Here is a 23,698-nt window from a genome sequence, read left to right on the forward strand (position 1 = left end):
TTTCAATAAACTTGTGAAATATTTCACAAGTACTAATAGGAGATGATTGTGATGAGATGGTACAAAACCCCTCTAGCAGCAGGTATGTGGACAGTTTTACGAATATGGCTTGGCTTACAATGGGTTGAGGCAGGTTTTCATAAAATAACAGGCGGATTTGATGCTGCCGGATTCCTAAAAGGTGCTCTTGCAAATGCAACTGGTGATCATCCAGCAGTTCAAGGATGGTATGCTGAGTTCTTACAACAATTCGCAATGCCAAACGTTCATATCTTCAACGTATTAATACCATGGGGAGAATTACTTGTTGGTATTGGTCTAATCGTCGGTTTAGCAACAATTCCAGCTTTAATTGCCGGAGCCTTCATGAACTTAAACTTTATGTTAGCTGGTACAACAAGCACTAATCCAATACTTTATACAGCAGCAATGATTCTCTTATTCGCAGGAGCCGGTGCTTACTACTTTGGACTTGACCGATTTGCGGTTCCATTTATAAAAGGCTATTTCAACAAAGGTCATAAAAAAGCTGCCGGAATTACACGATAGCTGTTATGATTTCACATAACGTAACTTACTTTAGAATAACCATAGAAAATCAGGCAATCACAATGACTGCCTGATTTTTTGTTATCACTATTAAATGTTGGTTTAAGGTCTTTTAATCTCTACCCTCAAATTCAACATAGCTTTGATTCCCCCCAAGGAAATTTCCTAATGATACCTCAATCTTTTATCCAATTAGTTTGTTAAAATAATACTATAAAATGATATATGAGGTATCGGTATGATAGATGAGTCATTTCATAACTATATTAAAGATTTCCTTCTTAAAAGCGGCGAGGAGCTGGAGTGGAGTCAACCTAATTACGATAATTTTTTACTGGCAGTAAAGATTATCAAGCGTTCGGAGAGAACCTATAGAATTCTCGGGCTTTTAACTATATCAATCCAACCCCATAAAAAAGTAGAAACGACAAACAATGATAAATTGGATGCTTTAAAATTTACCCCCAGAAAAAAAGTTGATCTAGATGATGACGATCGCATGACCTTTAGATGGCTGGAGGAAGGGTGGATTTTGAAGGAAGTGCGGTTTGAGAAAGATGAGAAAACGGTCCGTTCTTCCCATTATCGGATGGGGTTTCGATTGTACCAATATGAACAATTAAAGATTCAACAAAAGGTGGATCAAACTCGTCATGAATTTATTCAACTGAAGAACCACATTCTAGCAACTCTATCAACTCAAGTTGTACATTTTGATAATTTTTCATATAAAAAAGAGCGTGGATTACAAAACATAGTGAAAATAGTGAATCAGCTTAACCAGAATGAATTAAGCTTATCGGACTTTTTTCCACAAAAGTGGCATTTGGGCAGCAGGTTAAAGTATTTACACTTTATCGATGCCTTTAGTCAATTATGTCTTCATAAGAAGGAATTTGATTGGAAGGAAATCGGTGCAGCGTATTTTCAAAAAATCGGTGGGTCAAAGGAATTTGATTCCTATAAGCAAGAGTTTATTGACCATTTAGAAGAGTGGGCCAATGTTCCGGCAGTTGAGTTAGGTCTAACAAGTCTCGGTCAAATTACGCCAGTTTTTTTCGCTGGACAGCTGAGCGGGAAGTACGCTGCCTATGATTGGGGACCTGTTCATGCCTTAACAAATTTATCGATAGCAGATGAAGCGTACCAAACAAAAGCGACGACACTTTGGCTGGTCGAAAATCGAGCGATCCTGACGCGAATGGCAGCTACGGAGTATTTCCTAAAAGAAACCAATTCTCTTATCATTTGTGTTGATGGACATTTACGTTCCGCCCACAAAAATGCCATTGTACAAATTCTTGACAATAGTGCCATTGAACAAGTGATGATATGGTGTGACTACGATCGGGATGGCCTGCAAATCTCAAAAGAAATCCACGAAGCAGTCCCTAATCACAACAATCTTACGATGAAGTTCGTTTTGCCGGAACAGCAAGTTATCTGTGATTGGTACCAATTTGAACAATATCTTATGGACTTTTTAGAAAATGACAGAATGGAACAGGAACAAATGATGGGAGGTGTAGAACATTGGAAAAAGTGGATTCAAGCTTAATATCTATATTTCAAACAACGGGATCGGCACCAGAAATGATGCAGTCGATGAAAGATATTTCATCATTAGCGGGAGTTCTAAGTGATTTAGGAGCTCAAAACTTCTTTCAAACTCCAGGAGAGATTTTGAGATTTCTAAGGCTCATTCAGCTTTTAAATGAAGAGGCACTTGGCCTCGATGATCCAATTGAAAATGAAGAAACCGTCTATTATCGTTATCGAAATCGTTACGATGACACGGATCCCCCATCGAAAAAAAGGGTTGAACAAATCATTAATGTTTTAGTAAAAAACAATTGGATCTCAAAACAAACGAGAAAAATCAAAATGCGAGATGTTGGAAAGCGGATGATGGATGCACTTATCCGCCTTGCCAATGATTCTCTTGCTTATTATATGAATGATGATATTGGACGATCATTATTCCAAGCAAGGCGTGATGCAGAGATTAGCGAAGCCTACGATGACAATGGAATTTCAGGTGGAAACAAAATTGCAAGTATGATTCGAAATGTGGAAAATGCTATTGCTCTTTTAAGGGAACGCGAGTTAGAGATGCTTGCGGACCGGAACGCTCTGCCGCAGCTTGAACTAATCCACCAATTAATGAAGGAATTAGAGGTAAAGTTAGAGGAGAGGTTCAGACAATTCCAAACAGTCGAAGATAGTTTAGTGCTGACAGATTTAATGCAAAGAGGGACGGCTGTTCTCGCTGAAGGTACGAACCTTAGTTTAGGTATGATTAATAAGTATGTAAAGTTCACCAATATGCAAAAAACACCGTTAACCTCGTCGATTCAACCAGAGAAAGTCCGAGCCTTCATTTCGAAAATGTTCGATCCCCCGCTCGATTCGGATATCCCCAATGCCCACCAGTTATTAAGCTTTATGGAGCAAAATCAATATGAGGATGAAGCAATTGATGGGCTATGGATACCGGTTAAGTTTGCTTCACCTTTAACGCCAATTGCCATAGAAGAGGCGACCCGGTATTTAGAGACATATGAACCAGTAGTTGACCCAATCGTTGATGAAGATGAAGCGGTAGAATATTCAACAGAGGAATTGTCAGAGGAAGAGCTGGAGAGTTTAATGGGAGAATCAAACTGGCTTCTGACGAAGAACATGATCGACACAACAGCCATTGAAGCTTTTTTTGAAAAGCAGGAGGAAGCACCGCTCGAGCAGGTTATCATTGAAGCAACCACCGATCAGTGGAGTGATGCCATTAATGCTCTGACAGCCGTTTCAGCGTTAGTTAGTAATAAAAAGGTAACCATAACAACTGGTAAACAAACCATAGAACGGAAGGTTTACGATAAAAAATGGGAGTGGATGAGGGATGGAGATGGATCGGACATTATTAGACGAAGAAACCCTGTCAAAAGAGACGAAAAATCCGAATGATTCCGCAGAAGAACTAAATGTAAATCCATTAAATGTCATGCAATCAATTAGAGGAATATTAACTCAGGAAGAGGAGTTAACATTTATGAATATTCTCTTCTCTTCATCGGCTTCGATTCGATCCGGAAATTTTGGTTTATCCCGCAAAGAGGTTGAAAAGCAGCTTGGCTTATCAGCTGATGACAACCGGTTTTTCTCTTTTATTACAAGGGTCAATCAAGCAATCAGCCGATACTTTCAATTAATTTATGATAAAAAACGCGACCAAGTAGTAGCATTGATGAGGGTACCTGCTCAATCAGCACGCAACACCTTATCAAAAGAAAGTCTAGCGATTTTACTGTATATGTTTTACCAGCAAGAGGTATTGCAGCATGAATTTACACTATTTGACCAATTACTAGAGGCACTCGGGCACGAAACGAAAAAAGCAAACCAAAGAGTACTCCTTAATATAGATCCTTTAAAGAAAATCGGTGCGATTGAGGATTATCAAACAAATTCATCAGAGAGGGCCTTTCAATTAACAGCAATTGGAGTGCATCTTTTTTCTGATTCGTTCTTGCGTCGAACTGCAGAATTCAGTCAGTCAAACCAGTTGAACAAAGAAGAAGTATTGAAATTTTTTAAACGTTATAACTTATATCAGAAAGGAGAAGGCGAATGATCCCTTGGAGAATGTCATTTTCCGGTATTCGTGATTATCGGCCAGAGCAAATTGATTTATCTGGAATAGACCAGCATATTATGATCACAGGTCCAAATGGTTCAGGTAAGTCAACGATCACGTATTGTATGGGGGCGGTACTTTATTCTTCAAAAGTAGATGTGGAAGGGTTAAAATCTCGAAATCTATTGCCTGATCAAACCTGGAAAGCTCAAATTTCTCTGGTATTTAAAAATAGTGGCCATATGAAAATAGACGCTGCCACATTCATTCAATTTACATTAAGGATGGTCCAAGAACCTGGGCAGCCGATCAAAAAAGAGTACTCCATCTCGACAGGTGAGGAAATGGATCAATGGGAACATACCATTAAATATTCATCTGGAGATCGTCAATTTAATTTTTCTGCCTATAAGAAAGATTTGCTCTACAAATACAAAATTGACCCTGATGCCTATTATCTGATTTGGTATCAGCAAGAGGTTAATCAATTTGCCGTCATGAACCCCGAAGAACGGTTTCGAATTTTTAGCGAGATGCATGGCATTGATCAAACTCAGCGTGAATGGGAAGAAAGTATTGAAAAGCTAAAGGAAACAACTGAAACTCTTAAAACAGCCAAGTATAGTGTTGATAACAAAAAATTAGAACTCCAAATCAAACAGGCTGATTTAGAGAGGTTTAAAAGTAATCAAGAACGTCTAATACGTGGTGCAAGGGAATATACAGAATCTCTTTTATTATTAGAAGCAGCTTTGAAAAAAGAGATGAATAGTTTAGAAGGAATCATGGTGGAACTATCCGCTGATATGGAAGAAGCGAAGGAAGCCATCTTATCCAAGCAAGAAGAGAAAGAAAAGTTGATCGAACAATTGAACAAGCTGCTAATTGAAAAAGGTGAGTTAGAAGGCCGGCTTGCAGCGGCTGAAGAATTACTGGAAACAATAAATGATGAAATTCTGGTTAAAAAGCAGTCCATCGCGCAGCTAGAAAAAGAACTTGAAGACTTAACAAAGCGAAAGAATCAAATTACCCGTACAGAAAAAGAAGTGAAGGAAGAGTTAGATGGATTGGGCAGAGCGATCAATGACACCAGCAACCGACTTGATAAGGTAAAAGGGCAGCATGAACAGCTAGACCTATCACGCAGTAATTTACTGATGGAAATAGCAAAATTAGATCATCAAGTTAAAGAAGACGAAAGATTATATATAGAGCATAGTGAAAGATTAGCTGAATATAAAAGCAGTCATGACGTATCGATGACCATTTCTAAACTAGATGAAGAAATTAACACCTATAAAAATGAAAAATTGAACGTTTCAAATGAACTTCAAGAGTTGAAAGCAGAACAGGCGTCATTACTGGAAAATCGTGATTTATCTAAGCGCCAAAGTGAATCATTAACCTATCTGCGTATACGAAATATCAAAGCCTATCCTCTTCGTGAATTGGTGGAATTGGACGAACAGCCCCAACTAAAAGACGAACGGCTATTTAATGTGATTAAGTATACGATCTTTTTCCATGGAAAACATATTGATCCCCCTAATGATCTTTATCACGTCCCATTAATGGAGACGGTACCTGACCGTTCTGTAGATGTGTTACCTGAATTACATCTGAAAATCAAGGAAGATATTAAGGATGAAGACATTCCACATGCACTCAAAGCACTGTGGTGGGTAGGGCAATTTTTCAAAAACGGTCCATTTAAGATTCTGAATGGGAGCTTGCATGATACAATGGGGATCCGTGGACCACAGGAAAAAGAGCGCTATATTCTAAGTAAGAAGGCATTAGCGGCCAGAAGAAAAGAAGTGGATAGGCTCATCGCAATAAATGAATCCAGGCTGATGCAATTAAATGAACTCATTGGCAGTCATACAAAAAAATCACAAGAATTAAACCGGATTATTCAGTCTGTAAGAGAAGCGGAAGCGTTTATGGCAACGGATTATGAGCGTCAAAGCCGTATCAAGCGATTAGCAGAGGAGAAAAAAAGATTAGTAGACATGCAGACTTCGTTAGGCGAACTAGATGGTAAAAGGACGAGTCTGCATGTCCATTTGCTACAACTACAAGATAAACAGAGTATATTGAAGGAAGAAGAAGCCTTTTACGAAGAGCTTGGAAAAATGAAGGGGAAATATGACCAGTTATTAACTCTTCAAGCGCAGTTCACTTCGTTAAAGACTCAGCATGATGAGCAGGTTACTATTTCAGAAGGACTCGAAGATGACCAAAACAAGCTGGAAAGCAAAATGAAAAAACTGAAGCGGAATGAAGAACAACTTGTTGAGGAAATGGTCCGTTCCATTGCGGTGGTGAAGAGAATCTCCAATCAACTGAATACTAAAAAGGAAGAAAAGGAGGTAACGGCTCAGCAGCTGGTTGATTATATACAAGAAATAACAGAAATAAAAGATCTAGTTCCACATGTTTATTCAGAAATTGCAGCTGAATCTTTACCTGATCAAATATCATCCGTGACAAACTTAAAAAATCAGCGTGAAAACGGAAAAATAATGTTTGACGCTGCTAGAAGGGAGCCTGGTATTGACCCTGCAGCACCTGAAAATTATGAAGCCGTTAAGCAAGAATTTGAACGATTAGACAATGAATACAAGCGTACGAATATTTTACTTGAGCAAGATAGAGAGCGAGCAGAGCAACTAAAGGACAAGCTAGAAACGACCATTAATATGCGAGTCACGGAAATTCGAAGAAGATTTCAGTCGTATATGAGTCACTTTCAATTTGAAGGTGACGTCGATTGGGAGTCCTCTGAGGATAAAAGAGGAAGAACACACTTCAAGCTGTTCATAAAAGCAAGAAAAGAAGGTCACCGAGGGACAATGGAGGATGTCAGTACAAAGGCCCGCGGAGGAAAGGTTGGTAAAGGTGTATCAGGGGGAGAAGAATCACTTAGTTCACTACTATTTGCTTTGGCCCTTTTACAAAACTTATCCTTTAAACCTGGGTTCATTGTGCTGGATGAATTCGACAGTGCCCTTGACGAAAACCGTAAATTAAAGGTGTTTGACTTATATGTACAAGAATTAAAAAGAAAGTTGATCATCCTTACACCAAAATCGCATGAAGAACATTACCTAAAGCGCTTCTCAAAGGCATTAGTTGTTCAACATGACCCAACCATTCCTTCTAGTAAAATAGTGGGTATAGTGAAGAAAGATTCATATCATAAGTAAATGAGGTTTCTGGTTAAAAAGTATTCAATTCTTTAGAATTCATTATCTTAAAAAATAAATACTAAGTCAAAAAAAGAGTAGAATGCTGAAATTAATCTTAGCACTCTACTCTTTTTTTTTGTGTCTCTCCTATCACGAAAAACTATTTGATGACCGCAGTCAAAGTTGATCCGCTCCATATGTAATTAGCCGAAAAGTAGGTTTTTACCTTTTATGGTTTTTTTATTTTTGTTAGTAATTTCATATAGGATTATGAAATTAATAAAATAAATACAAGAGGTTAACATTATTTTAATAAAGTTTTGGTTTAATTGATTTGTATGGAAATAAATCTACTAGGAGGAATCACTAGATGATTAATAAAAAAATGGTGAAAACAGGAGCTACTTTAGCACTTGCTTTAGCGATTACAGTTCCAGCAATATTACCAATTTCAGCTGCTGCTAAGGAAAATAGTACAATAGATTCTGTTAGATTTAATGGAATGGAAGCACCTACTACTATTGATGAAATGGTAAAAACATATACAAATGCAACCGTTGATGTGAAATATAGCAATGGGAAAGTAAAAACATTTCCGTTGTCTTACAACTATCTATTTAAATCCGAAGATAAGGTAGCAACAGTTAAAGGGGAAAAAATCCCCGCAGGTACACCGATTGATGTGAACGGAAATCCAATCGTTGATCCAAGTAGTACTGATGGAAAATACTTTGTTTCAGATGCTCCGGATTCAAATAGTGTACTAATGCCAATTAATGGCAAAATTTATATGGTTACACATTATGAATATCAAACCATTGATGCTGCTGGTCAATCAGCTTACGGTTTAGTTCCAGCATCTATGTCTTTAACTGAGATGGAGCAGGACAAAAAAACAGGTGAACTTATACCTGCAAAGGTAGAAAAAATTGATTTTTCAGCAGTAAATGGACTTTGGATTCCATGTAATGGATCTTTATCACCATGGAATACACATTTAGGTTCCGAAGAGTATGAGCCAGATGCTCGTCAATTTGCGGATTCCACATCAAAAACAAGAAGTCAAGTTGAATCATTCGCTCAATTCTATTTTGGAGATAAAGCAAAGGCAAATCCTTATTTCTATGGCTACACTCCTGAAATTACAGTAGATAAGAATGGTAAAGCATCAGTTGTAAAACATTACAGCACAGGACGTTTCTCCCATGAGTTAGCTAAAGTAATGCCTGATAACAAAACTGTTTTTTACGGTGATGATGGTGCTAATACAGGAATGTTTATGTATGTAGCCGATAAAGCAAAAGATTTATCAGCGGGTACGCTATACGCAGTTAAATTTATACAAACAGGTACTGAAAATGGTGGTTCAGGAGACTTACAATGGATTAAGTTAGGTCATACAACGGATAATGAAGTGAAGGAAATTATTGACAGCGGCATTACATTCAATGATATTTTTGAAACTTCTGATGTACCTAAAGAAGGTTTTAAAGCGATTAAGCAATATTCATATGGTAAAACAGAATATCTAAAACTTAAACCTGGTAAAGAAAAAGCAGCGGCCTTCCTTGAAACACGTCGATACGCAGCAATGCTTGGTGCGACTACTGAATTTAACAAAATGGAAGGTGTTGCACTAAACGAAAAGGATAAAAAAGTATATATTGCTATTTCCGATCAAAGTAAGAGCATGGAAAAAGATTCAACGGGTCAAGATCCAGCAGATCATATCCAATTACCAAAAATTAAAGCTGGTGTAACCTATCAATTAGATTTGCGAGGAGGTCAAAAGGATAGCGAAGGAAATGCTATTCATAGCTCTTATGTAGCACCATCTATGCATGGATTGATCGTAGGGGAAGACCTTCCTAATGCTGATGCATATGGAAACACTGCAAATGTAGACAAAGTAGCGAGTCCAGATAACTTAAGTTATTCTGAAGCAATGAGAACCCTCTTTATTGGTGAAGATAGTGGTGCTCACACAAATAACTTTGTTTGGGCCTATAATGTTGATACGAAAGAATTAAATCGTATTTTATCTGTTCCAGCAGGAGCCGAAGCAACTGGATTATTTGCTGCTGATGACCGCAATGGATTCTCATACATTTTCAGTAATTTCCAACATCCTGGTGATGAATTAGAGGGTAAGTCAATTACAGCTGTTAACAAAGATGAGTTACTTAAAGCTGTTGACGAACAAATTGGCATTAATAAAACAGGGGGTATTGGTTATATCTCTGGTTTACCTTCTTTAACAAAATATAATAATGGGAAATAACAAAAATGTTTAGAAGTTGATAAAAAATGATAAGTTTATATTAGGTAATGAACCTAAATAAGGGAACACAAATTTAAGTAACAGCTTCTAATGCAGCCGGAAATATAAGCGCTGAAAAAGTTACTAAGTAATTGATAAACTAGCTCCTAAAGCGCCTTTAGTCAATAAAGTTATTGTGCTTATAAAAATGAAAAGGGCTGTCATAAAAGTGATTAAAAAATGACTTTTGTGACAGCCCTCATCTATATTAATTTGGCTCTGTATTTATTATTGATTGTCAGTTTTAGTTGCTTCAGCTTTTACATGGGCATTATCAATCTTAGGAATTAGGATTATGATCTTCCACAATCGCCTCGATTCCAGTATAAAATTCCTGAAAGTGAAGCTCCAATATGCCTATAAACGATGTCAATCCACGTTCCGTTAATAATGTCCGAAGTTTCAATTCATCAATTAGCCATAATTCCCGTACCTGATAACACCAATAATTAATAACAACACCAATGCAAAAATGCATATTGTTCCGATTGAAGCTAAAACATTAAGGATTTTATTTGCCTTTGTACTAAACAGCTTACAAAATAAAAAATAAACTCCAACTCCAATCATTCCACCTAATGTATTTCCCATAAGGTCAGTTATATCGCTACCTCCTATAGCAAAGATGAATTGCAATACTTCAAATAACAAACTAACTCCCGCTATTGGTACAATCTTTTTCAAGAAAGACTGACTTGGTTTAAGCATACTGATATAAATTCCAAATGGGATAAATGCAAATACGTTATAGATTATTTCACCAATATCTATTTGGTCGTTTTTAATAACTGAACCAGCAAAAGGGATTAAGTTGATTCCCCTAAAATCCGCGAAATGACGCAAGTCTTGAAATGAAAACTGCATTTTAAAGAGTATAATCCATGTTAATACAAATAAATATACGGTCAACAAGCCAGCAGTTATTTTATTTTGATTATTTTTTGATTTCTCCATATAAATCCCCAATTCCTACTTACAATCTAAGCTTTTATCCTACTTTACGATTGAAACCTAACATTTTTCTAGAAATAATAATATTATTTATTAGGGAATGTTTCTTTAAAAGATGAGATCGCTAATATTGTTCAATTCATATCAAATTAGAAAAATAAATGCAATTACACAAAAAGTGTTCTCTGAAGCAATGCTCCTTAACACTTTCAGTAATTCGCTGGTTTATTGTTAATAAAAACTAATTGCCGGGTAGTTGGATGTCGCTCCAGCCACTTACATCGCATTGGCCATATTCATTATCACCCACTGCAACTACCGTACCATCCGATTTAAGCCCGACGGTATGGGCACACCCTGCTGCAATCGCCACGATATCGCCCCAACCATTTACATTACACTGGCCATACTTATTATCACCCACCGCAGCCACGGTACCGTCCGATTTAAGCCCGATAGTATGATAACTACCCACCGCAATCGCCACGATATCGCGCCAGCCGCTTATATCGCATTGGTCATGTTTATTCAAACCCACCGCTGTCACAGTACCGTCCGATTTAAGGCCAATTGTATGGAGATAACCCGCTGCGACCCCCACAATATCGAACCAGCCGCTTACATTGCATTGGTGATACCGATTATTACCCACAGCCGTCACCGTGCCGTCTGATTTAAGGCCTATGGTATGCCAGTCACCCGCCGTGACCGCCACAATATCATGCCAGCCGCTTACATTGCATTGACCTTCATTATTTCGCCCCACTGCTACCACTGTGTCATCCGATTTAAGCCCAATGGTATGACGCCAACCCGCTGAAACTGCCACAATATCGCGCCAGTCGTTTACATCGCATTGGTTATGCTTATTCCACCCCACTGCCGCCACAGTACCGTCAGATTTTAGCCCAATTGTATGAGCATTACCCGTGTTTGTTGCCATATGAACATTACCAGCTGCGACCGCCACCATATCACGCCAGCCGCTTACATCACATTGACCATATTTATTATCACCCACAGCCGTCACCGTGCCGTTCGATATAAGCCCAACGGTATGACGACGACCCGCCGCTATGGTATCCTTAGGCCACCGTTTCACCTGTAACATCCTGTCTTTCGGTGAATAGAAATCCATGTTTTACCTCCTTGAATATAAGCACTCTTCCATTTACCTGACAAGTATAGGTAACTTAGTGATTGCTCGTCAAATGGAAGAACTGTATGGTTGTGATAAAGGAAGTATATCAAATTGTCCTATTAGTTTATTCCATTATTGGACTCGAAAGTTGAAGACCGCTTTTATCCTATTAGTTTGTAAAAGTAAAATATTAATATGATATATGGGTATCAGTATAATAGAAGAGTCATTCATTATCCAATGAACTTCATGAGTTGAACTCAGAATGGAATTTCTTACTGGAAAATTGTGATCTATCTCAGCGCCAAATTAAATCATTAACCTACCTGCGTATACGAAAATCAAAGCTTATCCTCTTCGTGAATTGGTGGAATTGGACGAACAGGCGCAATTAAAAGACGAACAGCTATTTAATGCGTTGAAGTATACGATCTTTTTGCAAGGAAAACCTATTGTTCCTCCTAACGCAGCGAGTCTTATCTTTCGATAATCTGAGGGTGTAAGACCAAACGTTTTTTAAACGTCTTACTGAAAACTATGTGGAAATTACATGGTAGTTAAAAAGACTTGAAAACAATATAATGAAGAATGTAAGGATTAATTTTGAGGGAGAATAGGAGATTGATGAAAAACCTAGCAGTTGTACTTTTAACAATCTTACTTTTAACTGGATGCAGCAATGAGACATATGACAAAGCAATGGAGCAGGGAAAGCTGGCGGTGGCAAAGCAAGAATACGATAAAGCGTTAGGGTTATTTGAGTTAGCACTGGAGGAAAAGCCCGATGATCAGGAGGCAAGGCGCGCCTATAATCATTTAGTGGCGCTATCCGGTATTGATGAGGATATAAAAAATAGAAAATGGGACGATGCATTATCGAAAGCAAATAAACTACTTAAAGAAAAGAATGTAGCAGCAGCTGCTAAAAAAGATTTAAAAGAATATATTAGAATTGCGGAAGATGGCAAGAAACAAGTTCAAGTTGTTACGGAGAAAGTAGAGCATATAAAAACTCTTATAAGTGAAAAAAATTACGAAGAGGCACAGACACAAATTAACGAATTAAAGCAAGATGAAAGTGTAAAAGATGGATTTACTAGTTTTACTGAAGAAGTTGGTAAACTAGAAGTAACAGTTAATGAGGAGATCAAGAAACAGAAAGAGGCCGAAGAAGCAGAAGCAAAGGAAAAGGCTCGGTTGGAAGCTGACCGAAAAAAGAATGAATTGAAGTGGTCCACATACCATAATGAACGCTTTGGATTTACCATTCAATATCCTACGGGCTGGATATTAGGGCCTGAACCGACAAATGGTGATGGGCGATCACTTTACAATGAAAATGATGCGGAAATTGTAACCTATGGCAATAATTATATGGAAGAAACAAAGCCAGATTTGTCCGATCATGAGAAATTGAAGACCACTTCCGGTCAAGACGCCTATTTAAAGATAACAAAAGAAGGGGCAGTCGTTAATTTCAACGGAGTTATTACAGATGGAACGATTATCTTTAATCTTGACGGAACCATGTCACAAGAGTTTTACCAAAAGAATACCAATGTATTGAAGCAAATGCTTTTAACAGTGAAAATTAATTAACTTAATTGTTACATAGTATGGGCAGCCAGATTTTGAAGAGTGATTGTATCATGTTTTTAGTCTATTTTTAATGAAAATGGAAATATGGGTACCTACCCCCCGATGCGTAAAGTTTTAACACACTAAGGGGGTAGTGGTACTATTTTCAATAAAATAATTATCAAGGATAAGTCACCCTTGCTGCTTTGATATTTAGGCCCATCAAACGTAATTGCACTTTAAGGTAGAGTTTTTAAGGCATCACTAAGAAACGCTAAAAAACCTATCCGCTTGGCTGGTACAGTGGAATCATACGGGGAAAAATACTTTATTTGTTCAGAGTGGTATGAAAATGAAGCTAATAAGGATTGGCCATATTTTTGAAGTAGTAGGATATACATCAAAAAATAGAATTGGTGGGTGAAGCTTGAATCCTATTAAGGGGTTTTACCCTATAGGATTCAGGCTGTTTTATTTTCAAAAATTTTGTACATCCCAATATTGAAATATTAAGCCCTGCAAAAAAGGAATGGATTACTTTAAATCCACCTCTGAATCCCCCCAAAATATTAATTCTAGGAAGTTTTTGATAATTATTGCCCTTTTGGTTTCCAATTTCCTTAATCTGATATAATTGTAATAGTTATTTTTTTATGAAACGGAGTTTTTATATGAATGTAATTATTACAGAACCGTCAGCAGCACCAGTAATAAATGCACTTCGATCAATAGGCTACAATGCCAGCACAGCTATTGCTGATTTAGTGGATAATAGCCTTGATGCAAAAGGAACCAATATTAAGATTAATTTTGAATATGGCAATTCAGATGGAACCATTACAATAGTTGATAACGGAAATGGTATGGATGATGAAATGCTTCAGACTGCCATGAATATTGGATCGAAAGACCCGCGGGCAAAAAGAGAGGCAAACGAACTTGGAAGATTTGGAATGGGGTTAAAGACTGCTTCTTTTTCATTGGGCAAACGCTTGAGTGTGCTCACAAAATGGAAAGGTGTTTATCATGAAAGATGCTGGGATTTGGACCATGTATCGCAGTGTAATGAATGGCAGCTTTTTACTTCCATTCCTGAAGAAGTAAAGTTAAAAATGGGAACAATAGAAGGGGAAAGCGGTACGATAGTCTGTATCGACAAGCTAGACCGATTTATGGGATACGGTGGAAAGCGAACATTAAAAGAGACTAGTTTTTTTAAAAAGGTTTCAAGAATTAATAAACACTTGGAATTTGTTTTTCACTCTATTTTGGAAAAAAGCGAAATAAAAATGTTTATCAACAGAAAAGAAATAATCCCTTGGGATCCATTCCTGAGATTAAACCAGCATACGATAGAGGGAGAAATGCAGGTCCTCAGAATTAATGAAAATAAAATAAGGGTACAATACTTTATTCTTCCACATGCATCCAACTTATCGGAACCTGAGTATAAAAATGCTGGCGGTTACAAAGGATGGCGAGATCACCAAGGATTGTATATTTATAGAGAAAACAGACTTTTATACTTTGGAGATTGGATGGGTCTGTTTCCAAAGGATGCAGCTTCTCAGCTTGCTAGGGTACGAATTGATCTTCCGAATGAAGCCGATTCTGAATGGCAGGTTGATATAAAAAAGTCTGGAATAAACCTTCCAGAAGATGCAAAAAGAAGGCTTGAGGCTATTTCAGCTATTGCACGGAAAGTCTCCAAGGAAATATTCTATTTCCGAACGCAGACGACTAGAACTGGTCAATCATTTAAAGGAAGTTTAAATACTTGGGAACAGTCCGGAACAGACGATGGCCCACAATTTGTATTAAATAGAAATCATCCAATATTGACTGAACTTTTTAATAAAATGGATGACAATTCAGCAAAACTCCTTAATTTATATCTAAAATTTGTGCAACTTGGTTCTCCAAGCAATATTATTGATTCACCAAAGGTTCCAGAGGAAGTGGTCCAAGAGGTTTCCGAGGCTCAGAAAGAGTTGGTTACCCAATTTGCCTCAACTTTATTAAAACTAAATGTTACTAATAATGAAGAGCAGCTTTTAAATATTTTAATTACACAGCCAGCTTTTGATGGACTAAATAGAGCGACCCTGAAAAAAATTGTAACGGAGGCAGATTTAATTGACGGGAATCGATAAAAAAGTACTTTATGAGCAAACATTCTCAACCAATTTCTATTCACTGAAATCATTTTTTAGTACTCAGAAGGAGGCTGCGGATAAAGCATTTGAATTGGCAAGGATGATTGTATCAAGTTCAGGCAGTGTAGATGAAAGCATATTTGAGATGTGGTCACTAGAAATGTTTGCAAAGTACAAAATTGGTGAGGATATTCCAAAAATTTATTCTATGCATGACAATAATGAAAAAACCTGGTACAGTCCTGAAATGGTTTCTAGTAGCTTCTTTTGGACAAGATATCGCCAATATTTGAGTCAAATTAAAGGTTGGCCAATGGAATCAATTGAAGCAATTGATGATACCACGAATGAAATTATGAAGTCCCTTGGAAACCCTAAATCGTTACACCCATTTGATAAGCGGGGAATTGTACTGGGCTTTGTTCAATCTGGTAAGACAGCCAATTTTACAGGACTGATAAATAAAGCATACGATGTTGGGTACAAATTAGTAATTGTGTTGTCAGGGATTCATAACGATTTAAGGGCTCAAACACAAATTAGATTAAATCAAGAAGTAATTGGAATGATGGATAAGGAAGGCAAGCCATCGGGAGTCGCAAAAATCTATACGAATGACGCAGATCATATTATCACTTCCTGGACCACTGAAGAGAACGATATTAGTTCGCAACATGGCGGGATAAGGAATTTAAATTCCCCTACTCTGATGGTAGTAAAGAAAAATAAAACGGTTTTAGAGTCATTGCGAGACCAGTTAATTTACCATCGTAATTTATATGATTTGGATATTCCAGTCTTAATCGTGGATGATGAAGCAGATCAGGCTTCAGTTGATACTTCTGACCCCAATAAAAATGAGGATCCAAAAACAATTAATAGGCTAATAAGACAAATATTAGAGGTTTTTAACCGTAAGGCTTATGCGGGCTATACTGCGACTCCATTTGCTAATTTGCTTATAAGTACAGAAGCGAAAACCGATGAAGAGGGGCAAGACCTTTATCCGAAAGATTTTTTGGTAGGACTCCCAAAACCAAAAGGTTACTGCGGTCCGGAGGAGTTTTTTAATGTTGAAGAAGATGCGGAAGATAAAAGGCCTAGTTTAATTCGCCATCTAAGTGAAGAAGATACTCAGATATTTACAACGATTAAGAAAAAAACGGATGCTGAAAAATTTGAAGAGGTTCCTCCTCAAATGCGAGAGGCAATCATGGCATTTTTGCTTACAATTGCAATCAGAAATTTAAGAGGACAAAGGAAAAATCATAATTCCATGCTTATCCATACATCACGTTTCAAAGATGTACAGTCAAACGTTAAGGATGAAGTGGCGAGGACATTTGAAGCTATTTCTCATCAAATCCAATATAATCCGAAAAGTAAAGTTTTAACAGAAGTTAAATCCCTATTTGAAGATGACTTCCAGCTTACAACAAAGGAATGGCCTGGAGAAAATCCAATGTTCATTTGGGGGGAAGTGTATGAAGAACTAAAAAGAGTGGTTGATCTTATTCAAGTGTTCGAAATTAATGGAAACAGTAAAGATGCGTTGGCTTATAACCAATATAAAGAAAATGGATTAAATGTTATTGCAGTCGGCGGGGATAAATTATCTCGAGGATTAACACTTGAGGGATTGAGCATTACTTATTATTTCAGAAATACTTTAATGTATGACACACTTATGCAGATGGGCCGATGGTTTGGTTATAGAAACGGGTATATGGACTTATGCAGGATTTATACTTCAGAGGAGATCGCTTCCAACTTTGAGCATTTAGCTATTGCAATGGTGGAATTAAGGGAAGAATTTGACCGACTTGCACAAATGGGTAAGACTCCCTCAGAGTATGCAGTCAAAATGTTGAGTCACCCTTCTATGACATTAACAAGCCCATTAAAGATGAAAAATGCAATTTCTTCAAATATTATCTATGGAGGGACACTGCAGCAGACAAGGCTGTTTGATACTAATGAACAGTTTTATAGGACAAATATGCAGGCAACTGAAAAGTTGGTTGATAATCTTTCTTTATCAAAAACTAATTTTGGAAAAGGAAAGACCAGCTATTATGTAGATTCAAATGTAAAAGCCGAGATTGTTAAAGACTATCTTTCAAATTATGAGACTAGAGGGGATAAAGCGGATTCCCATTTGATGATGAATTATATCCAGCTTGCTAATGAAAATAGGGAGCTGCTTAACTGGACGGTAGCTGTTGTAGAAGGGGACCCTGCGGATAGATCGCAATTAGGTGAATATCCAGTTAATCTGGGGAGTCTATTTTTGGAATCAGCTGTAGGCCGTGGTAAAAATGTAGATGTACCAATAGATAAGAGTAATAATATTGATATAAAGGCCATCGTTGCGCCTAATCAAGAGTTTATTGATATTGATCCTGATAAAATAAAGGGCATAAGGAAAAGGGAGGAGAAACGTAAACTTCGTCCAAGAGAAAGAGGAATACTGTTAATCTATCCGTTAAATCCGAATGTGGATGTTTTTAAGAGTCTGGATGTCCCATTTTCTGACAACTTAGTCCCGATCGGTTTATCCATCTCATTTCCTTTTACTGATATAGATGAAACAGATGTTTACCAGATAAATAAGACTGTCCAATAATATTTTTAAAAGGAGAATAGTTGTGGTAAACCTTAAAATAGAGTTTGAACAAATGCTTTCTGAGCTTGAAAAACAAGTAGATAATGAATTTTATAAACTAAATGTTCTTACCTATGAGGCTCCAGTGATTTTCGCTGGGATTGATGCAGGAAATTTAAACAGGCTGCTTTATATTGATTTGGGTCAATCCCCTTGGGATGAAGAACAACTAAAGGCTCTTCCTAAATGGAGGGGATTAACGTTAAAAACTGAGTACTTTGAGAAAATTTTCTCTTTGAAAAATCATCATTTTTTAATTATTAGGCAGGAAGATGAGCAAAGTACTGATATTTTTGACTCGGTTCTTCAGAATTTAGTTGATCATCTCGTAAGTAATAAGGATGAATCTTTATTTTCAAATATTTATAGTGTCCTCGACAGGTGGAGAGTTTTTTTCCAAAGGGGCGGATATCGAAAACTGTCAGATGAGCAGCAAAGAGGTTTATTTGGCGAGCTTTGGTTTATGAATGAATGGTTGGATAAGTTTCCTGGCCAGCCACCACTAGTAGTGGAACAATGGTATGGACCGACTAAGGGAAGAATTGATTTTAAAAGTAAGAAATATGGTTTAGAAATAAAGACAGTGGCAGAGAAATTATCTAAAACGATTAAAATTTCCAATGAGGACCAATTGAAATTAAGTGAAGCTATTTCAACGATTTATTTGTATGTGTGTTTCTTAGAGCAAAGTAAAACACATGGAATGTCTTTAGAAGAACTTGCGGTTCAAGTAAGAAGGAAGATAGCAGATCGATCTGAAAGAATAGCCCTTATATATAACGATTTTCTGACTGAACTTGGTTTTAGGGAAGAGGAATATGCAGATACATTATACTTTGTAGAAAAAATAGAAGTATATGAAGCAAGAGAAAACTTCCCAAGGCTTCTAAAAGAAGATCTCCCAAGAGGCATATCTCATGTAACATACAATATAGACCTTACTCATTGTTCAGAATTTGAAATGGACCTGGAGAATATATATCAATACTTTAGAGTGGATGGGGAACGATGATTGAAAATAGGCAACGAAAAGAATTCCTTATAGATTTTATGGAGGAACTGGAAGAAAAGGCTATAAAGGCAGGCAGTTATCAGATTCCATTTCTTGATAAGATGCTTGCTTTTATGGATAGGCCAGATGAGCCTGAAATTTTATTTCCACCTTATTTAGATACAGCGAAAAATATTGCCATTAATGCTTATTCTTTTGACGAAGAGAATAATGTATTAGATTTATATGTTGTAGATTACAATTTTGAGCAAAATGAGGATGATTTACTTACCATTAGCATGACGGCTGTATCAGAAATTGCAAACAAGGCAAAAAGGTTCATTACAAATGCACAAACATTAATGGAGTCCATTGACCATTCTTTGCAATCTTTTGACCTTGCTAAAATGATTTCTGAGCAAATGGAATCCATCAACGAAGTAAATATTTTTGTTGTCACAAATTTGTATTACACATCAAATAAACCAGTTGATTTAACCATTCCTGGCATTGGGACAGTTAATGTACAAGTTTGGGATATTGATCGTGTGCAGCAGCTAATTACTGCGGAGCAAGGAATCGAGACAGATTACATTGATTTTGAAAGGGATTACGGAGAAACTTTCAATATGATGCTAGTGCCAGACCCTATAAGCGGGATAAAGAATTTTGATTGTTATGTAGGATATATATCCGCTGAACTTTTAGCAAAGGCATATGATGAATGGGGGCAGAAACTTGTAGAACGAAATGTAAGGTCGTTCTTACAAGCAAGAGGAGGCACAAACAAAGGAATACGTGACACTCTAAAAGATCCTTTTCAACGTAAAATGTTTGTTGCCTATAATAATGGTATCTCAACCGTAGCACGAGGAGCAGAACTTGAAAAACTTGATGATGGTGCTGCTGTGTTCAAAATTAAAAGGCTCAGCGGCTGGCAAATAGTTAACGGAGGGCAAACAACAGCATCCATCCATCAGGCATACAAGGATGGTATTAACCTAAAAGATGTCTTTGTACAAGCAAAATTAACCATCCTTCAGGTTAACGAGTTCGTTATGAAAGACCAGCACTTATTAGAAGACGAAATGGTTTCACGAATATCTCAATATGCAAATACGCAAAACAAAATTAATAAATCTGACCTTCTCGCAAATTCTAGATTTATGTCTGACCTAGAGAAGTTTTCCCGTAATATATGGATTCCGGTTTTTGATGGACGCAGACCTGAAAGCAAATGGTATTTTGAACGTGCTAGAGGTCAGTATATGGTGGATATTAACCGGAGAAAAAGAGGGAAAGAACAAACAGAATTTAAAAAGCAATATCCAAAAGAAAAAGTTTTGACGAAGATAGATATTGCCAAACACTTTATGTCATGGGAAGGATATCCTCATACCTCTAGTAAGGGTGGGGAAGAGGCTTTTAAAAAGTTCATGGATTTAAACAAGAGCTTCTGGAACACTGAAGGTAACTCCCAATCCAAAATGACTTTGTCTGTTTACCAAAAATTGATAGCACGGTCCATTATTAATAACCGTATACAAGAAATAGTAGAAGAAATGAACCTTCGAGGATATAAGGCGAATGTTATTTATTATTCTGTTGCAATGCTCAATCATTTATACGGTAATAAGATAGATTTAGTGGAAGTTTGGGAGTTGCAGGCATTATCAGATAAATGGGATGAAGTTATCCGTATTATTGCTGATAAAACGCTTTCCTTCCTAAAAGATTCAGCTGGGGATCGCAACGTAACACAGTGGGCAAAACAAGAGGCTTGTTGGAGCCAGTTTAAGGAAGGCTGCTCGAAAGAATTGAAGAACCTCATTTAAATAATAATTAACACCCTTTTCACAGTATTTGGAGGAAAGGGTGTTTTCCGTTTAAGTTGATTTTTTAGATTACTGTTTGGATATTTTTAGGATTTTGGGTTATCGTACCCCTATTAATACATATCATTAAATTTCCATTTGAAAGGTACGTACATTTTTAATAGTTTTGATGATATAATTAACAGATTAATGCCTTAAAACTTGATAGGAACATACGTTTCTATTAAAATAGAATATATAATACTCCTTTCTGATTCTTGAAAGGAAATTTTTATAAATATCAAGAAGAGTTCTTCTTGTAGGAGTGAGGATATGACGGAGAAACTACAAGTGATGGATCTTTTTGCAGGTGCCGGCGGTCTTAGTAACGGGTTTGAGCAAACAGAAAAGTTTGAAGTTAAAGTTGCAGTAGAAATTAATCCAAATGCACGGATAACGTATGAAAAAAATCATTATAAAGTAAATAAAAAAGTGAAAATGCTTGAGGATATTACTCTAATTAACTATAAAGAATTGATTGAAGAAATTGGGAAAATTGATGTTATTATTGGCGGGCCTCCATGTCAGGGGTTTTCTAATGCTAATAGGCAAAAGAATACTCTTATATCATCAAATAATCATCTCGTTAAAGAGTATTTGCGTGCTATTGAGGAAATAAAACCAAAAGCATTTGTACTAGAAAATGTGAGAAATATTATATCGGACAAGCATAAATTCTTTTTAAATACTAAAGATGAAAAAGATTTAGTAGAGTTGAATATTGAACCGATTGATGAACATATTAAAATTGGCACTCTTACGAGATATTCGGATATACTAAAGGCTTTCTTGACAGATGCATATGAAAAAGAAGCTGATTTAAAACCTTATTTAATGAATATTGATGAATTATCAAAATTCAATTCACTTTTAAGGTGTGTGAAGAAACAATCTGATAAAGAAATAACGAATTTCTTTAGTAAAGAAAAAAATAAAAAGTTTTTTCACAAACTTCTTAATGATAAATGGGATGAAATTCATAAGAAATATTGGGATGATTCATATAAACAGAGCTGGAGTTTTCTTGGGGAATTATTGAAAAAAATACTTATGAATAATGAATTTAATGTGCAGGATCTTGCAATTTTACTCGAAAATATTATTGAAACTCAAAAAATAATTAACAAAATATCTGAATTAATTCATTTCAAAATAAAACTAATTGACATTAGTGTTATTAATAATGATGTCCAAGTTCATATTAAGTCATTTAACGTTTTTAAATATATTCGGGCTAAGCTGATTAACTTGGGGTATAAGTTGAACAAAGAGGAAGAACAAATCTTCAATACAGCACAATATGGTGTACCACAAGAGAGACGAAGGCTAATATTAATAGGGGTAAAAAACGATTTAATAGATGGAGATACTGTAAAAATTCCAGATCCAATATTTAATAATAGAGATGAATTTAATAAGATAAAACATGCTATTTCGGATCTTGAGCATTTGCCGCCTACAACCGATGTTAATGATGATGAAATGTATTGTGGTGAAATAGGACCAATAGATAATAATTATCTAATTAAATATTTGAGAAATAATCAAAATAATATTGTTTATAATCATGTGAGAACTGAATCAAGAGAGATGGCACAAAAAAGGTTTAAAGCTTTAACTGTTGGACAAAACTTTCATGATTTAGATGATTCATTAAAGTCAACATATAGTGATCATAGCAGAACGCAAAACACTATTTATAAGAGACTCGATTATGAGAAGCCATCTGACACAGTTGTCAATGTAAGAAAATCAATGTGGATACACCCCAAGATAGATAGAGCAATTAGTATTAGAGAAGCAGCGAGATTACAGTCATTCCAAGATTCTTATAGATTTTTTGGGCATAAAGATTCCCAGTATCAGCAAGTAGGGAATGCGGTACCTCCATTAATGGCTAGATTTGTAGCTGAGAGTTTACTAGAATCACTAGGTATTGAAGTAGATGAAAAAATTAGAGATATAATTCTGAATCAGAATGAAGTGTCACCAACTATGATTGTTTGAAATTGATGATAAACACATTTAGAAAAAATTATTAATATTAAAATCTAAGGGAGAGCCAAAATTTTTTTTGGACTCCCTTTTTTAATTGTTTATTTATAAGCATTAATAAAATTGACAAGACTATAAGTCCGATTTATTAAAAATAATTAACTTTTTTATGATTTATTCCTAAATATATTAAAATTATTGTATATATCCATAGGAATTAATTTAATAAAACCGTTGTTTGTTTTGTGGATTATTTTATTGTGTTTAATGAAATTAAAGTTGTTTTTATACTAAATAACAAATATATTTAAATATATATAAAATGTAGGGTAAAAACTATTGTTTTCATTGTTGTTACCTGTTATATTTAGTATAGTTACAGTGGTAATAGGGAGGTCAAAATAAATGTCTAATGATCAAGAAAAACTATTGAAGTTTGAAAGAATAGCAGAGAAAAGGGTTACTGATACGTTGAAGAAAATGCAATTGATTGGGAACTTAGCGAATAAAAACAACTATGATTACACTGACAAGCATGTTAAACAAATCATTGATTCTCTAGAAAATGAGCTAAAAATACTTAAAAGTAAATTTGCAGAAGAAAGTTCTGAAAAAAATCTGGAGTTTAAATTTAAAAAATAAGGGGAAATGAC

At 36.1% G+C, this 23,698-nt stretch carries 15 protein-coding genes; 13 read left to right on the forward strand and 2 right to left on the reverse strand.

The features are described from left to right. Nucleotides 1–51 precede the first annotated feature (51 nt). The 6 genes from ACFVSW_RS12490 to ACFVSW_RS12515 all read left to right on the forward strand — a co-directional run bounded on the left by ACFVSW_RS12490 (nucleotide 52) and on the right by ACFVSW_RS12515 (nucleotide 9,655). On the forward strand, nucleotides 52–549 hold the full coding sequence (locus tag ACFVSW_RS12490; protein ID WP_387316313.1) for a DoxX family membrane protein: 498 nt from the start codon (nucleotides 52–54) through the stop codon (nucleotides 547–549). A 238-nt stretch (nucleotides 550–787) separates the two neighbouring features. Next, entirely contained in the window at nucleotides 788–2,107 is a 1,320-nt protein-coding gene (locus tag ACFVSW_RS12495) for a DUF2399 domain-containing protein (protein ID WP_387316315.1), read from the forward strand. Beyond that, the gene (locus tag ACFVSW_RS12500) at nucleotides 2,083–3,513 is read left to right on the forward strand and encodes a hypothetical protein (protein ID WP_387316317.1); all 1,431 of its coding nucleotides are present in this window, start codon (nucleotides 2,083–2,085) and stop codon (nucleotides 3,511–3,513) included. Before ACFVSW_RS12495 ends, ACFVSW_RS12500 begins: the two co-directional genes overlap by 25 nt. Further along, on the forward strand, nucleotides 3,455–4,180 hold the full coding sequence (locus ACFVSW_RS12505; RefSeq protein WP_387316319.1) for a hypothetical protein: 726 nt from the start codon (nucleotides 3,455–3,457) through the stop codon (nucleotides 4,178–4,180). Before ACFVSW_RS12500 ends, ACFVSW_RS12505 begins: the two co-directional genes overlap by 59 nt. Then, nucleotides 4,177–7,392, forward strand: a complete 3,216-nt coding sequence (locus ACFVSW_RS12510) for a chromosome segregation protein SMC (protein WP_387316320.1) — start codon at nucleotides 4,177–4,179, stop codon at nucleotides 7,390–7,392. The genes ACFVSW_RS12505 and ACFVSW_RS12510 overlap by 4 nt, the downstream gene beginning before the upstream one ends. Nucleotides 7,393–7,744: 352 nt before the next feature. Next, nucleotides 7,745–9,655, forward strand: coding sequence for a PhoX family protein (locus ACFVSW_RS12515; protein WP_387316323.1), 1,911 nt, complete (start codon nucleotides 7,745–7,747; stop codon nucleotides 9,653–9,655). 453 nt (nucleotides 9,656–10,108) lie between these two features. Here the strand turns inward: ACFVSW_RS12515 and ACFVSW_RS12520 are convergent, their stop codons facing one another. Together ACFVSW_RS12520 and ACFVSW_RS12525 are read right to left on the reverse strand one after the other, a co-directional pair. Then, nucleotides 10,109–10,648, reverse strand: coding sequence for a VanZ family protein (locus tag ACFVSW_RS12520; RefSeq protein WP_387316325.1), 540 nt, complete (start codon nucleotides 10,646–10,648; stop codon nucleotides 10,109–10,111). A gap of 238 nt (nucleotides 10,649–10,886) precedes the next feature. Next, entirely contained in the window at nucleotides 10,887–11,783 is an 897-nt protein-coding gene (locus tag ACFVSW_RS12525; RefSeq protein ID WP_387316327.1) for an RCC1 domain-containing protein, read from the reverse strand. 624 nt (nucleotides 11,784–12,407) lie between these two features. On the opposite strand from ACFVSW_RS12525, the gene ACFVSW_RS12530 reads away from it, so the two are divergent. The 7 genes from ACFVSW_RS12530 (at nucleotide 12,408) to ACFVSW_RS12560 (ending at nucleotide 23,687) form a co-directional block, all read left to right on the forward strand. After that, nucleotides 12,408–13,385, forward strand: coding sequence for a tetratricopeptide repeat protein (locus ACFVSW_RS12530; protein ID WP_387316329.1), 978 nt, complete (start codon nucleotides 12,408–12,410; stop codon nucleotides 13,383–13,385). 650 nt (nucleotides 13,386–14,035) lie between these two features. Then, nucleotides 14,036–15,517, forward strand: a complete 1,482-nt coding sequence (locus ACFVSW_RS12535; RefSeq protein ID WP_387316331.1) for an ATP-binding protein — start codon at nucleotides 14,036–14,038, stop codon at nucleotides 15,515–15,517. Then, on the forward strand, nucleotides 15,501–18,146 hold the full coding sequence (locus ACFVSW_RS12540) for a Z1 domain-containing protein (protein ID WP_387316334.1): 2,646 nt from the start codon (nucleotides 15,501–15,503) through the stop codon (nucleotides 18,144–18,146). Before ACFVSW_RS12535 ends, ACFVSW_RS12540 begins: the two co-directional genes overlap by 17 nt. A 22-nt stretch (nucleotides 18,147–18,168) precedes the next feature. Then, the gene (locus tag ACFVSW_RS12545; RefSeq protein ID WP_387316337.1) at nucleotides 18,169–19,197 is read left to right on the forward strand and encodes a PD-(D/E)XK motif protein; all 1,029 of its coding nucleotides are present in this window, start codon (nucleotides 18,169–18,171) and stop codon (nucleotides 19,195–19,197) included. Next, a complete protein-coding gene (locus ACFVSW_RS12550) occupies nucleotides 19,194–21,011 on the forward strand; it encodes an AIPR family protein (protein WP_387316340.1) in 1,818 nt (605 codons plus the stop codon). Before ACFVSW_RS12545 ends, ACFVSW_RS12550 begins: the two co-directional genes overlap by 4 nt. 312 nt (nucleotides 21,012–21,323) lie before the next feature. Next, the gene (locus tag ACFVSW_RS12555; protein ID WP_387316343.1) at nucleotides 21,324–23,057 is read left to right on the forward strand and encodes a DNA cytosine methyltransferase; all 1,734 of its coding nucleotides are present in this window, start codon (nucleotides 21,324–21,326) and stop codon (nucleotides 23,055–23,057) included. A gap of 393 nt (nucleotides 23,058–23,450) precedes the next feature. Beyond that, the gene (locus ACFVSW_RS12560; RefSeq protein WP_387316346.1) at nucleotides 23,451–23,687 is read left to right on the forward strand and encodes a hypothetical protein; all 237 of its coding nucleotides are present in this window, start codon (nucleotides 23,451–23,453) and stop codon (nucleotides 23,685–23,687) included. Nucleotides 23,688–23,698 lie beyond the last annotated feature (11 nt).

The organism is Neobacillus sp. NPDC058068 (assembly GCF_042885335.1).
Taxonomy (GTDB): Bacteria; Bacillota; Bacilli; order Bacillales; family Cytobacillaceae; genus Neobacillus.